Below are 12,943 nucleotides of genomic sequence, written 5' to 3' on the forward strand. Positions count from 1 at the left end.
AATAATTTTTAAAGATTCCTCTCAAATATTTGCGATATTTCAGTGCTTTGAAAAACGAGAACATTAAGCCAAAAATATTCAGCAGAGAACAGGCTAAACTGAAAGCTGAAAGCTATTGCGCCTACCAGGAAAGGTCGCAGTATGAGGTCAGGAACAAACTTTACGAATGGGGTTTGCATCAAAAAGATGTAGAGGAGATCATTTCTGAGCTTATTGATCAGAATTTCCTGAATGAAGAGCGTTTTTCGATAGCCTATACAATGGGTAAGTTCAGAATCAAGGGCTGGGGCAAATTGAAGATCAAACAGGGTTTAAAATTAAAACAGGTTCCTGATAAGATGATCCAGAAAGCACTTAAAAGCATTGATGAAGGCGATTATTTAATGAGTTTAAGGCAGATCCTTGAGAAGAAATCGAATCTTCTATCAGAGAAAGACCCTTTTAAGCGCCGCTATTTGTTGAGCAGATATGCAATGAGTAAAGGTTATGAACAGGACTTGATCTCAGAACTGCTGATAAACAAGAGTTTAGAATAATTATTTAAAAAAATTAAAAAATACTTGCCAAAATTGCTTTTCTGCCTATATTTGTGCCGCAGTATTCCTCCGGAACACTCACCCAAACGCGAAAGTAGCTCAGTTGGTAGAGCACGACCTTGCCAAGGTCGGGGTCGCGAGTTCGAATCTCGTCTTTCGCTCCAATATGAAACTCCCTCCTAACAGAGGGAATTTTTGTTTGAAATAGTAATAACCATCTGCTCGGATGGTGGATCCCGATAGCTATCGGGAGGTAGACACGCCAATTGGATTGTTAGAGCAAATTATAGCCATCTGCTCGGATGGTGGAACTGGTAGACACGCAGGACTTAAAATCCTGTTCGCCCTAAAGCGAGTGCGGGTTCGATTCCCGCTCCGAGTACAAAAGCTCTTTGGAAACAAAGGGCTTTTGTTTTTAATATACCTACCGTTTAATAAGCAGATTTGATTCCTTCCATAATTCTTTCCTAGATTCCTGAAAATTATTTTTCATGTTTTCCACCTATATCTTACAATCTCAAAAAAGCGGCAGATACTATATTGGGCATACAGAAAATATTCCGAAAAGATTGCTCAGGCATAATAATGGCCAAGTAACTGCAACTAGAAATAAAGGTCCATGGGTTTTAGTGTATTTCGAAAATTTCAATTCCAGGATAGAAGCCAATCAAAGAGAGCTTGAAATAAAATCCATGAAAAGCAAAATTTATATCGAAAAATTGATTGCTGATGGTGGAAGGTTAAGCATGTCCGATAAAAATTGGGGTTCACTCTAAAGCGAGTACCCCGATTAGTTCGGGGCTCCGAGTACAAAAGCCCGATATGAAAATATTGGGCTTTTGTGTTCTATACGTTTTTGCAAGGATCGTATTATTTACGTTTAAAATTTAAAGCTCATGAGTAACCTTTAAATGGTTAATCTTGTTTTACCAAAGTTTTGAAAGTTTTAACATGCATCTCTTATCTTTGTGTATGGAAGAACCATTTGATATTTTTATAGGATCAGCAACCTATTCCGTATTTCCGGAAGAAGATCATACGTTTACTGTTTTCAAAGAAGGCAAAGAATATATCCACATTCAAAAGGATACAGAAGGCGTATGGTTGAAACTCGATTATGAAACTGACCTTCCAATTTTTGATGAAGATCCTGAGGTAAATGATATTGGTCGCCAGATAAATTTACACCAGGCTGATTAGTTTTATCACTAATTGTTAAAAGACAATAAATGAACCCTTATAATAATAAAGGCCGCTCCGGAATCCTGAGCGGCCTTTTGAGTAGACAGGAGATAAATTATTTCAACTCAATTAAACGTGATGTACTTTTAGCTTCCTCACGTTTACCGATATCGAGTTTAAGTATTCCGTTTTCATAGCATGCTTCGATCATATTAAGATCGGCCTGCTCCGGAAGATTAAAGGACCTGACAAAGGATGTAAAGCTATATTCACGACGGGTATAGCGTTTACCTTCTGAACTGTGTTCTTCATTATCCTGATAGGAAATATTCAGAATTTGCCCCTCTACATTAATTTTAAAACACTCCTTTTTTAATCCGGGAGCAGCCATTTCTACATGGTAGAAGTCGGCACTCTCACTTGTGTTCACAGCAGGCAGCGAGCCGGAAACCCTTTCACTGAAAAAGGTGTCATTAAAAATTGATTCGAAAACATCATTAAAGCCTGGCAATAATGATCTGCTTCCATTGTTGTTGTTAAATTTAACCAGCGTCATAATTGTTATGATTTAATAATTTTAAAATTTCACTTTGTTAAACTGTTGGCAGGGCCAGTTTTACTTTCCCGTTCTCATCAAGGTAGACTGCTTTTTTGATCATTCCTTTCTTCAATAGCACTTTGTATTCTGTATCCACCCTTCTGCCATTATTATCAATTCGCTCCTCCTTGTCAACAAGCGACCAGCCATTATATTTCGATTGGATCGTCTGGTTCACTGCTTCAGGTAAAGAGTCCTTTTTGAGGGTCTGTTTTATGCGCATCAGGTTTCCCTTGCTATTGTAAATTGCTTTATACCTGCCCTCACTATTGATGATATCCACCTCATAATACAAGGGATCCTGTTCTTCAGAAGCAGGACTGATCTCTACATTCCACTGTTTTCCATAATTCTGAGCAGTAATTTTAGTAAGGGTCTGGCTAATGGGTTCAGGGAATGATTTCTTAATAGAATCCAACACCACGGTAGGTGTATTGCCATTTTCAGTAGGTTTAAGAGCTACTTTTACTACTTGTGCGCTGCCTGACAATGTTGCAACGTTCAGCGCCATGATTAAGATTAGTTTTTTCATAATTGTTTCTAATTAAAGGTTCAACCATAAATAAATTAACTTTTACCATAACGGTGATTCATCCTGTACAAATTGTATGCAAAACCCTGTTTATGACCTTTAAACTGACATTTTGTTAATTTAAATATCTGATTTCTGAATTTTTGACTTTTCAGAAATGACATATTTTCAGATATAAATACTGAGCCAGACTGATAACAAAAGAAGATTTGATTTAATGATGGCGAAGGCACAAAATACCCTGCCTTAATTGTTAAATCAGCTCAGGATAATTTTATGGTGGTAATACGGCTAAATTTCAGGATACTATTGGTCATCTTTGGGAAGTGGTCTGGAATCCACACTCAGGCAATCATTTAATTTTAACCGACGATTCCCTGACAATCAATAAAGGCTCAAGAACAATCTTATCAGGTTCTCCATCATAAGGATTTGCCTTATTACTCATTGCAAACAGTAATCGGGCGGCCTCCTCTCCCATCTCGACTGTCTTTTGGTTTATCGTAGTTAAACTTGGGGAAATATGCTCGCTAAATCCTTCGTTCGAAAATCCAACTACCCCTACATCTTCAGGAATCCGGTATTTTTGAGCTTTTAAGGCTTTTATTGCTCCCAGAGCGGTGAAATCTTCAACGGCAACTACCGCATCCGGGACTGATTGAAGCTCTAATAGCTTTTCCATACATTCTGTCCCGGATTTAATGGTGTTTTTACCATAAATGATCAGTTCTTCTTCAACCGGGATATTATACTTTCTCAAAGCGTCCAGATATCCGCGCAAGCGCTCATTAAAAATTGGAACATGCTTTAAGCCTGAGATATAGGCAATCCGCTTATATCCGTTTTGAATAAGGTGCTCAGTGGCAATAAAACCGCCTTTGTAATTATCTATCGTTACAGTTGGCACAGGAATATTTTCGTTAACAGTATCAAATAAGACCAGCGGAATATTGCGCTTCTTAACTTCAAGGTAATGCTGATAGTTTATGGTCTGCTTCCCCATCGTCGCAATAATCCCGTCAACGCTCGATTGTATAAACGTGTCTATGCCTTTGATCTCATTTTCGGGCAGTTCATGCGACTGATATAATAAAATACTATAGCCATTTTGGTTAATGATATTTTCCATGCCGAATACAATGGAACCAAAAAAGCTCTTATCTGCACTCGGAATAATGACACCTATAATTTTGGTTTGGCCGGATTGCAGAGAAGAAGCAATTTTATTTGGTCTGTAATTTAATCTTACAACCGCTTCCTCAACCCGCTGTTTAGTACTGGCACTGATACCGGGATGCCCGCTCAGGGCTTTTGAAACACCCGAAATCGTCAGGTTTAATTCTTCAGCAATATCCCTAAGCGTAGTTCTTTTTGCCATTCCTTTTAAAATGCATTAAAATGATTTGAAAATTGAAAATTAAAAATATACATTTATTCAAACGTTTGAATAGCTAAGAATCAAATCATTAACCCTATTTAGCATAATCGCTTTACAGGCGATAAAGATACCTTATGATAAGTATAAATAAAACCCTGAAGGCTTCTGACCTTCAAAATAAGCTAAAACAATTCTGGAACCTGTCGGGTCAAAAGATTCAGGATCTGGATAAGAATTATGATGTTTCAAAAGGTTCCCCTGTTTTTACCGTGAAAGGTAAATACAGTACCCGGGGCTGGACGGAGTGGACCCAGGGCTTTCAATTCGGTTCCGCCATTTTACAGTTTGATGCAACAGGCGATAAAGAATTTCTGGAGATCGGTCGTAAGAACACTTTGGCGGTAATGGCCCCGCATATCAGCCATATTGGTGTGCATGATCATGGATTTAATAATGTGAGCACCTACGGCAATCTCCTGCGCTTAATGAACGAAGGCAAAACAGAATTTAACAAGTGGGAGAAGGAGTTTTATCAGTTAGCCCTTAAAATTTCAGGTGCGGTACAGGCAAGTCGCTGGACAAATATCAAAAATGGTGGGTTTATTCATTCCTTTAACGGACCGCATTCCTTATTCGTGGATACGATCCGCTCCTGCCGTGCCTTATTAGTGAGCCATCTTCTGGGTCATGTATTTCAGGCTGAGGGCGATGTAAAGATCAATTTACTGGAACGGGCTATCTTACATCTTAAAGCCACGGCAGATTATTCAGTTTTTTATGGTGAAGGCCGTGATATGTATGATCTATGGGGCAGAGCTGCTCATGAGAGTGTTTTTAACACCAAGGATGGGAACTTTCGCTGCCCAAACTCGCAGCAGGGTTATACCGGCTTCAGCACCTGGACACGCGGATTAGCCTGGGCAATGTGCGGTTTTGCCGAAGAGCTTGAGTGCTTCGAAAAGCTGTCGGATACTGAACTTGACCTCCTTGGTGGGCGTAAAGAAATAGAAGGCTTTATGCTAAAGGCAGCAAAAGCAACCTGCGATTTTTATATTGAACATACTCCATCTGATGGTATCCCCTATTGGGATACCGGTGCGCCTGATCTTCATAAACTGGGTGATTATTTAAATCGCCCGGCGGAACCACATAATGATTTTGAACCTGTAGATAGTTCCGCAGCGGCGATTGGAGCACAGGGATTACTTCGCCTGGGTAAATATCTGATCAGCAAAGGCGATAAAGAATCTGGCGAGCGTTATTGGCAGGCCGGTTTAACGGTATTGAATACTTTATTTGATGAACCTTACCTGAGCACAAGTTCAGATCATCAGGGTTTGATCTTACATTCCATTTATCACCGTCCAAACGGATGGGACCATGTCCCGTCAGGCAGCAAAATACCAAATGGTGAATCCAGTATGTGGGGAGATTATCATGCCCGTGAAGCTGCATTATATCTTCAGCGGGTAATAAATAATGAATCCTATTTATCATTTTTTGGAGCTTTAAAATGAAGCCGGAACAATTGAGTGATCTTTCACGCTTATGTGTTCATACCATTACCACCAAACCCTGGACTATTGAGCAGGCTGCAAAGAACTTTTCTGAGGCAGGAATTGGTGGGATTACGGTCTGGCGGGATGCGCTGAATGGAAGGGATATAAAACAAACGGGGCAAATGCTTCGGGACTCCAATCTGGAAATTGTATCACTCTGCAGAGGAGGATTCTTTCCGCATAATTCAGCATCAGGTCGGCAGGAAGCAATCGATGATAATCGTAAAGCAATTGATGAAGCTGAAGCTCTGGGAGCCCCGCTGATCGTGTTAGTCTGCGGTGCAGTGCCCGGACAGCCTTTAACTGAATCGCGCAAGCAAATAAGGGACGGAATTGCGGCTGTTTTACCTTATGCTGAAGCTGCAGGAATAAAACTGGCCATCGAACCCCTCCACCCGATGTATGCCGACAGTCGCTCGGCGATCAATACCCTTTCTCAGGCAAATGATATGGCTGAAGAACTAAACTCTCCCTGGCTTGGTATTGCAGTGGATGTGTACCATTTATGGTGGAATCCTGATCTGGAGCAGGAAATTAAACGCTGCGGTCAAAACAATAATCTTTCAGCCTTTCATATCTGCGACTGGAAAAGCCCTTCGCTCGATATGCTGAATGACCGTGGTTTAATGGGTGAAGGCTGTATCAATATCAGGGAAATACGGGGCTGGGTTGAGGCAGCCGGTTTCAAGGGATTTAATGAGGTGGAAATCTTTTCTAACTTGTATTGGCAGGAAGATCAGGCAGTTTTCCTGAAAAAAATTACAGAAGCATATTTAAAAAATTCTTAAGAACAGAACATAATGAAGGTACATAATATAGGAATCATCATGAATGGCGTCACCGGACGCATGGGAACCAATCAACATTTGTTAAGGTCGATTGCAGAAATAATTAAACAGGGAGGCATAAAAGTTAATTCAGACGAAATAATTATGCCTGATCCGATACTTGTAGGTCGTGATATCCATAAATTAGAGAAATTAAGTCAGCTTTCGGGGGTTAAAAAAATGACTACCAATGTAGATGAAGCCCTTGCCGACCCGCATAACATCATCTATTTTGATTCACAAACTACTGGCAGAAGAGCTGAAGGTGTAAGGAAAGCAGTACAGGCGGGGAAACATGTTTATTGCGAAAAGCCGATAGCCATTGATACCAAAACAGCACTTGAGTTATACGAACTTTGCAAGGCTGCAGGATTAAAAAACGGGGTTGTGCAGGATAAGTTATGGCTTCCGGGTATTATGAAGCTGAAAAGACTGATTCAAAATGGCTTTTTCGGGGAAATCCTGTCTGTTCGGGGTGAATTTGGTTACTGGGTTTTTGAAGGGCACTCCATCCCTGCCCAAAGACCTTCATGGAATTATCGCAAGGAAGATGATGGGGGTATCATTGTAGATATGTTATGTCACTGGCGTTACGTGCTGGATCATGTTTTTGGAAAAGTAAAGGCAGTATCATGCCTGGGTGCAACCCATATCCCCGAGCGTATTGATGAACAAGGCAAAGCTTATAAATGTACCGCAGATGATTCAGCCTATGCCACATTTGAATTAGAAGGAGGCGTAATCGCACATTTTAATTCATCCTGGACGGTTCGTGTTCGCCGCGATGATTTGCTGACCCTGCAGGTTGATGGAACGAAAGGCTCGGCGGTGGCAGGCTTACGTGAATGTTATACCCAGCATTATGGAAACACACCAAAGCCGGTATGGAATCCGGATATCGAACAACCTATTAAGTTTTTTGAGGGCTGGTCTAAAGTCCCAGAGCAGGAGGTTATTGAAAACGCATTCAAAGTGCAATGGGAGCTGTTCTTACGACATGTGGTAAAAGATGAACCCTTCCCATGGGATTTACGGGAAGGTGCAAAAGGAGTTCAATTAGCTGAAAAAGGTATTGAAAGCTGGGAGAAAAGGTGCTGGGTGGATATTCCAGAGCTTTAAGTTTATTAGATGGGAGATGTGAGATATGAGATGTGAGAAAGTTTAAAGAATAGATTAATAATATTTTAATAGGATTTATTAGCCATTTAGGAATGCAGACAAAGAAAATAGCATTTATAACCGGGGGAACGCGTGGGATTGGTTTTGGCATTGCACTGGAACTGGCGAAGGCTGGTTTTGACCTGGCCATTAATGGTGTCCGTCCGGAGGAAGCAGTACAAGAAGTGATTCGGGAACTTGAAACTCATGGCGGAAGAGTACTTTATTGCCGTGGCGATATCGCTTCCAAAACAGACCGGACTGCGATGATTGAAAAAATCAAGGCGCATTATGGCTATCTGAATGTTTTGGTTAATAATGCAGGGGTAGCACCAAAAGAACGTAAGGACATTTTGGAAGCATCAGAGGAAAGCTTTGAGTATTTACTTTCAACAAATCTTCAGGGGCCCTATTTTTTGACCCAGGCAGCAGCAAACTGGATGATTGCTCAACAACAGGAGGATAAAAATTTTAAAGCTTGTATAATCAATGTTTCATCCATCTCTGCAACAGTTGCTTCAATTAACCGTGGAGAATATTGCGTTGCAAAAGCGGGCCTAAGCATGGCAACACAGCTTTTTGCTTCCCGTCTGGGCGAATTTAATATACCGGTATATGAGGTAAGGCCGGGAATAATCCATACAGACATGACAGCCGGGGTTACCGAAAAGTATGATAAATTAATTGCAGATGGCTTATGTGTTCAAAAGCGCTGGGGTGAGACTTCTGATGTGGCTAAAGCTGTGCTTGCATTGGCTACAGGTTATTTTCCCTACTCCACCGGACAGGTCATTATGGTCGATGGTGGTTTAACTCTCTCCCGTTTATAAATAAAAAGATCTATAAACCCTTAGAAATGAAGCAAAATCCTATTGACAATCAAGCTACTGATCAGGACTCTACTGATCCTGTTGATTTTAAATATATACTTAAACAACTGGTACAAATACCGGTAATGGTTGCAGCCCTGGGCTATCTGGTGGATATGTATGATCTGTTTCTGTTCAGCGTGGTGCGTGTTCCAAGTTTATTGTCACTTGGTATTTCTCAGGAAGCATTATTGGACGACGGCATCATTTTATTGAATTTACAAATGGCCGGACTCCTGATCGGCGGTATATTCTGGGGGATATTGGGGGATAAAAAGGGGCGTCTTTCTGTCCTCTTTGGCTCGATCTTAATTTACTCTCTGGCTAATATTGCGAATGGCTTTGTCACCTCTTTTGAGCAATATGCTGTTTTAAGATTTATTGCAGGTGTGGGTTTGGCTGGTGAGTTGGGAGCGGGCATTACGCTTGTGGCTGAAATACTCCCCCGCAAAATACGGGGATACGGGACTACGCTCGTAGCAACAATGGGAGTCTTAGGGGCTGTTCTGGCTTATTTCATGGCTGATCTTTTCGATTGGCGGACTTCATACTTCATCGGTGGCGGACTTGGTTTATTATTATTAGTACTGAGGATGAGGGTATTTGAATCAGGGATTTTTGTAAAAATCAAGGATAAGAATATAGAACGGGGCAATGTTCTAATGCTGTTTAACAATAAAAAAAGATTTCTTAAATATCTTAAATGTATCCTGATCGGATTGCCTATCTGGTTTGTTGTTGGGATCCTGATTACATTCTCTCCGGAATTTGGTAAAGCCCTTGGCATCACAGAACCAGTAAATGCAGGAAAAGCAGTCATGTTTGCATTCACAGGTCAGGTAATCGGTGATTTGGCAAGTGGATTTTTAAGCCAGTATTATCAAAGCAGAAAGAAAATCATTTTGACATTTATGCTGATTTCCGCTGCAATGGTATCGGTTTACCTTTTATTCCCGACACAGGATATTGTGGTTTTCTATGCCATTTGCGCACTTTTAGGTTTTGCTAACGGCTACTGGACGCTATTCGTGACGGTTGCTGCTGAGATGTTTGGTACTAACCTCCGGGCAACGGTTGCTACTTCGGTTCCTAATTTTGTCAGGGGCTCTGTAATACCCCTGACGGCACTCTTTATTCAGTTTAAAGCGAGCTTAGGCATTATTTACGCGGCAGCCGGAGTTGGTTTACTGTCATTTGTAATTGCTGTAATTGCGCTTCGGTATTTAGATGAGACATTTAGTAAGGATTTGAATTATGTGGAGGAAGATGATTAGGTAATTGACAATGGAGAATGCAAATACATTTTCTGGAGATAAACATAATATATATGAGGATATTACTGATTTTTTGTTTGACACTGGGGGTAGTATTGGAAACATCTGCCCAGGGGTCTAAGACCATTCGGATTGTGAATGATCATATTGTAAGAAAAAATAGTATTGTAAAGTTCAAATTAAAGGCTGCAGGCGACAAAGAGGACATATATCTAATCGATAAGGACAAAAACAAGTATCCTGTACAATTTCTGAAAGATGGCTATGCCTGTGCGATTATGAGTCTTAATCCGGGGGAAGTTAAAACCTTTAAAACGATCAGAGAATCAGTTTCAGGAAGCAAAGCAGAAGTTTTATTAACAGAAGCTGAAGCAAAATTTACTGTAAATGGCAAACAGGTAATCGGGCTGCAAACCGGTAAAAAAGATTTGCCCGCAGAAATTGAACCTGTATTCCGACGCGGAGGATATATTTTTCCGGTGCTCTCCCCTTCCGGTCTTTCAGTTGCTGATGATTATCCATTAAACCATAAACATCATCATGGAATTTGGGCTGCATGGACCAAAACAGAATTTGATGGTCGGCAGCCGGATTTCTGGAATATGGCCGATAAAACCGGTACTGTTCTGTTTGAGGGAATCAAGAATACCCAGGCTGGAGCAGTATTTGCCTCTTTGGAATCAGGGAATGCTTATTATGATCTATCATTAAATCCAAATAAAAAGGTTTTGGATGAAGAATGGCAAATTAAAGTTTACAATTCAGAGGGCGATGAAAAGCCTTATTATGTCTTTGATCTGGAACTCAAACAGCGTCTTTCTACTTCTTCAGTGTTAAAACTTCCGGAGTATTTATATGGAGGAATTGGCTTTAGAGGCAATGGAGAGTGGAATGGTAAGGATAATGCCTATTTTTTGACTTCAGAAGGAAAAGACAGAAGCAATGGGCATGCTACTACCTCAAAATGGGTTCATATCAGCGGTAATATTAGCGGAAAACTTAGTGGTATCAGTATTTTATCCCATCCGGATAATTTCCGTTCTCCGCAACCTATGCGTATCCATCCTACAGAGCCTTTCTTTTGTTATGCACCATCGCAAGCCGGCGACTTTGAAATACGGCCAGATAAAGAATATATAGCCCGATACCGTTTTATTGTATACGATGGTGAACCTGTACCCGGTTTCATCAACAGGATGTGGGATGATTATGCTAATCCACTGGTAATTAAATAATCAAAATGGCTTATTTAAAAATATTCCTGGTCTTCTGTTTTGCACAGGCCATGATCCTCAATACAGGAGCACAAACAATCAATGATTATCCGGTGGATAAAAAAACAATTGAGGAAGGAAAATCTTTATTTACCCAGAACTGCAGTTCATGCCATAGCTTTACACAGCGAGGTATTGGTCCGGATTTATCCGGGGTTACTACTGAGCTAACAAAGCCTGCGCTCCTACGCTTTATTCGCAATTCACAGAGTGTTATTGAAGGTGGAAACCCCCGTGGGATTAAATTGCTGCAGGAGTATAAAGTCCCAATGCCTTCGTTCGAAGCCCTTAGTAATGATCAGATGCTGTCGGTATTAGCTTATATCAATACATTTAAGGTAAAAATCGAAACATCGACTGAAAAATTCGGGCCTGTATTGAATGATCCAATCCCCGAAAAGATTAAAAAATCAGGATTAACTCTTGAACTGGAGGAAGTATTAACAGCAAATCCAACTGCCGATAAAATACCATTGGCCAGAATAAATCAAATGCGGATTTTACCCGGCAAAAAGGAACGCAGCTTTATTGAAGATCTGAGAGGTAAATTATATGAGTTAAAAGGCAGGGAATTGTTTGAAGTTATGGACATTAGCAAACAAAGACCCGCCTTTATTTCAGTACCCGGCTATGCTACTGGTTTTGGAAGTTTTGCATTCCATCCCAAATTCTATAAGAATGGTCTATTCTATACGATACATTCTGAAAAGGCCCGCTCGGCTCCTTCAGATTTCGCATATGCTGACTCAATTCCTGTTCTCATACAATGTGTTCTCACAGAATGGAAAATAAATGAGCCAAAATCAGGAAAGTTTGAGGGTAAAAGCAGAGAACTTTTGCGAATTGACATGCCGACAGTAATTCATAGTATGCAGGAAATTGTCTTTAATCCGCTCTCCCGGCCCAAAGATCCAGATTATGGCTTGTTATACCTTACAATGGGTGACGGAGGTTCGGCTGAAGCCGGGTTTTCTTTCCTATGCAATACAAACACTCAAATCAGGGCTTCGGTTTTACGAATAGACCCTCAGGGAAACAATAGCATGAACGGGAAGTATGGCATTCCTTCTATTAATCCATTTGCCAGCGACAATGATGATAAAACTCTTGGAGAGGTATTTGCTAGAGGTTTCCGAAATCCAAACAGAGTAGCCTGGACACCTGATGGGAAAATGCTGATTTCCGATATTGGCTTAAACAGTGTTGAAGAACTCAACCTGATCGAGGCGGGAGCTGATTATGGCTGGCCACAGCGGGAAGGGACATTTTTCCTGAATAATAAAGGTAAAATGAATAAGGTTTATGCCTTACAGCCTGATGAACCGAACTTTAAATTTGTTTATCCCCTAGCTCAATTTGATCACGATGAAGGGAATGCAATATCCGGAGGTTATGTTTATGAAGGCAATATTGAACAGCTAAAGAACAAATATATTTTTGGTGATATAACCACCGGGAGAGTTTTTTACATTAATAATGAAGATATTAAATCAGGCAAGTCAGCTCAGATTCTGGAATTTGACTTATTATTTAACGGAGTTCCGTCTACCTTCAGAGACATCACCGCCAGCCGCAGGGCTGACCTTCGTTTTGGTTTAGGAGCTAATAAACAATTTTATCTGTTTACTAAAACTGATGGGAAAATCTGGAAAGTGGCGGGATGTAAGTGATTATGACGTCTGAACTGTGATTGAAATGATTAACGTGATTGTAATGAATCGTACTATCATGGTAATCAAACAAATCACCTGAATCA

General features: G+C 40.6%; 13 protein-coding genes and 2 tRNA genes. 12 read left to right on the forward strand and 3 right to left on the reverse strand.

The window, feature by feature from the left end:
- Window positions 1-47 precede the first annotated feature (47 nt).
- From Q8S11_RS09220 to Q8S11_RS09235, 5 genes are all read left to right on the forward strand, one after another.
- Window positions 48-536 (forward strand): regulatory protein RecX, encoded by a 489-nt coding sequence (locus tag Q8S11_RS09220; protein WP_305661801.1) that lies wholly within the window; start codon window positions 48-50, stop codon window positions 534-536.
- Between the two features lie 88 nt (window positions 537-624).
- Window positions 625-700 (forward strand) — tRNA-Gly (locus Q8S11_RS09225).
- Window positions 701-832: 132 nt separating this feature from the next.
- A tRNA-Leu gene (locus Q8S11_RS09230) sits at window positions 833-918 on the forward strand.
- A gap of 109 nt (window positions 919-1,027) precedes the next feature.
- Entirely contained in the window at window positions 1,028-1,312 is a 285-nt protein-coding gene (locus Q8S11_RS17845; protein ID WP_371135145.1) for a GIY-YIG nuclease family protein, read from the forward strand.
- A gap of 196 nt (window positions 1,313-1,508) precedes the next feature.
- The gene (locus Q8S11_RS09235; protein WP_305661802.1) at window positions 1,509-1,736 is read left to right on the forward strand and encodes a hypothetical protein; all 228 of its coding nucleotides are present in this window, start codon (window positions 1,509-1,511) and stop codon (window positions 1,734-1,736) included.
- Between the two features lie 97 nt (window positions 1,737-1,833).
- On the opposite strand, the gene Q8S11_RS09240 is transcribed toward Q8S11_RS09235, so the two are convergent.
- The 3 genes from Q8S11_RS09240 to Q8S11_RS09250 form a co-directional block, all read right to left on the reverse strand.
- Window positions 1,834-2,274, reverse strand: a complete 441-nt coding sequence (locus tag Q8S11_RS09240; protein ID WP_305661803.1) for an Hsp20/alpha crystallin family protein — start codon at window positions 2,272-2,274, stop codon at window positions 1,834-1,836.
- Window positions 2,275-2,311: 37 nt separating this feature from the next.
- Window positions 2,312-2,848: a PepSY-like domain-containing protein gene (locus tag Q8S11_RS09245; protein ID WP_305661804.1), complete on the reverse strand. Its 537-nt coding sequence runs from the start codon at window positions 2,846-2,848 to the stop codon at window positions 2,312-2,314.
- A 352-nt stretch (window positions 2,849-3,200) separates the two neighbouring features.
- Window positions 3,201-4,226 carry a LacI family DNA-binding transcriptional regulator gene (locus tag Q8S11_RS09250; RefSeq protein ID WP_305661805.1) on the reverse strand — a complete coding sequence of 342 codons (1,026 nt, stop codon included), beginning with the start codon at window positions 4,224-4,226 and terminating at the stop codon, window positions 3,201-3,203.
- Window positions 4,227-4,360: 134 nt separating this feature from the next.
- On the opposite strand from Q8S11_RS09250, the gene Q8S11_RS09255 reads away from it, so the two are divergent.
- From Q8S11_RS09255 to Q8S11_RS09285, 7 genes are all read left to right on the forward strand, one after another.
- On the forward strand, window positions 4,361-5,743 hold the full coding sequence (locus Q8S11_RS09255; RefSeq protein ID WP_305661806.1) for a glycoside hydrolase family 88 protein: 1,383 nt from the start codon (window positions 4,361-4,363) through the stop codon (window positions 5,741-5,743).
- Window positions 5,740-6,573, forward strand: a complete 834-nt coding sequence (locus Q8S11_RS09260; RefSeq protein WP_305661807.1) for a sugar phosphate isomerase/epimerase — start codon at window positions 5,740-5,742, stop codon at window positions 6,571-6,573. Before Q8S11_RS09255 ends, Q8S11_RS09260 begins: the two co-directional genes overlap by 4 nt.
- Before the next feature lie 12 nt (window positions 6,574-6,585).
- On the forward strand, window positions 6,586-7,731 hold the full coding sequence (locus tag Q8S11_RS09265; RefSeq protein WP_305661808.1) for a Gfo/Idh/MocA family protein: 1,146 nt from the start codon (window positions 6,586-6,588) through the stop codon (window positions 7,729-7,731).
- Between the two features lie 92 nt (window positions 7,732-7,823).
- A complete protein-coding gene (locus tag Q8S11_RS09270) occupies window positions 7,824-8,600 on the forward strand; it encodes a 3-ketoacyl-ACP reductase (protein ID WP_305661809.1) in 777 nt (258 codons plus the stop codon).
- Between the two features lie 26 nt (window positions 8,601-8,626).
- Window positions 8,627-9,913, forward strand: a complete 1,287-nt coding sequence (locus tag Q8S11_RS09275) for an MFS transporter (RefSeq protein WP_371135146.1) — start codon at window positions 8,627-8,629, stop codon at window positions 9,911-9,913.
- Window positions 9,914-9,966: 53 nt separating this feature from the next.
- Complete coding sequence (locus Q8S11_RS09280) at window positions 9,967-11,148, forward strand: PmoA family protein (RefSeq protein ID WP_305661810.1); 1,182 nt, start codon at window positions 9,967-9,969, stop codon at window positions 11,146-11,148.
- Between the two features lie 5 nt (window positions 11,149-11,153).
- The gene (locus Q8S11_RS09285) at window positions 11,154-12,857 is read left to right on the forward strand and encodes a PQQ-dependent sugar dehydrogenase (protein WP_305661811.1); all 1,704 of its coding nucleotides are present in this window, start codon (window positions 11,154-11,156) and stop codon (window positions 12,855-12,857) included.
- Window positions 12,858-12,943: the final 86 nt, after the last annotated feature.

It is taken from the genome of Daejeonella sp., assembly GCF_030695525.1.
Classification (GTDB): Bacteria; Bacteroidota; Bacteroidia; order Sphingobacteriales; family Sphingobacteriaceae; genus Daejeonella.

What these genes read in the sequence shown, in the direction of transcription:
- Q8S11_RS17845 (WP_371135145.1), top strand. Translation starts at nt 1,028, where the DNA reads ATGTTTTCCACCTATATCTTACAATCTCAAAAAAGCGGCAGATACTAT.
- Q8S11_RS09235 (WP_305661802.1), top strand. Translation starts at nt 1,509, where the DNA reads ATGGAAGAACCATTTGATATTTTTATAGGATCAGCAACCTATTCCGTA.
- Q8S11_RS09240 (WP_305661803.1), bottom strand. Translation starts at nt 2,274, where the DNA reads ATGACGCTGGTTAAATTTAACAACAACAATGGAAGCAGATCATTATTG.
- Q8S11_RS09245 (WP_305661804.1), bottom strand. Translation starts at nt 2,848, where the DNA reads ATGAAAAAACTAATCTTAATCATGGCGCTGAACGTTGCAACATTGTCA.
- Q8S11_RS09250 (WP_305661805.1), bottom strand. Translation starts at nt 4,226, where the DNA reads ATGGCAAAAAGAACTACGCTTAGGGATATTGCTGAAGAATTAAACCTG.
- Q8S11_RS09255 (WP_305661806.1), top strand. Translation starts at nt 4,361, where the DNA reads ATGATAAGTATAAATAAAACCCTGAAGGCTTCTGACCTTCAAAATAAG.
- Q8S11_RS09260 (WP_305661807.1), top strand. Translation starts at nt 5,740, where the DNA reads ATGAAGCCGGAACAATTGAGTGATCTTTCACGCTTATGTGTTCATACC.
- Q8S11_RS09265 (WP_305661808.1), top strand. Translation starts at nt 6,586, where the DNA reads ATGAAGGTACATAATATAGGAATCATCATGAATGGCGTCACCGGACGC.
- Q8S11_RS09270 (WP_305661809.1), top strand. Translation starts at nt 7,824, where the DNA reads ATGCAGACAAAGAAAATAGCATTTATAACCGGGGGAACGCGTGGGATT.
- Q8S11_RS09275 (WP_371135146.1), top strand. Translation starts at nt 8,627, where the DNA reads ATGAAGCAAAATCCTATTGACAATCAAGCTACTGATCAGGACTCTACT.
- Q8S11_RS09280 (WP_305661810.1), top strand. Translation starts at nt 9,967, where the DNA reads ATGAGGATATTACTGATTTTTTGTTTGACACTGGGGGTAGTATTGGAA.
- Q8S11_RS09285 (WP_305661811.1), top strand. Translation starts at nt 11,154, where the DNA reads ATGGCTTATTTAAAAATATTCCTGGTCTTCTGTTTTGCACAGGCCATG.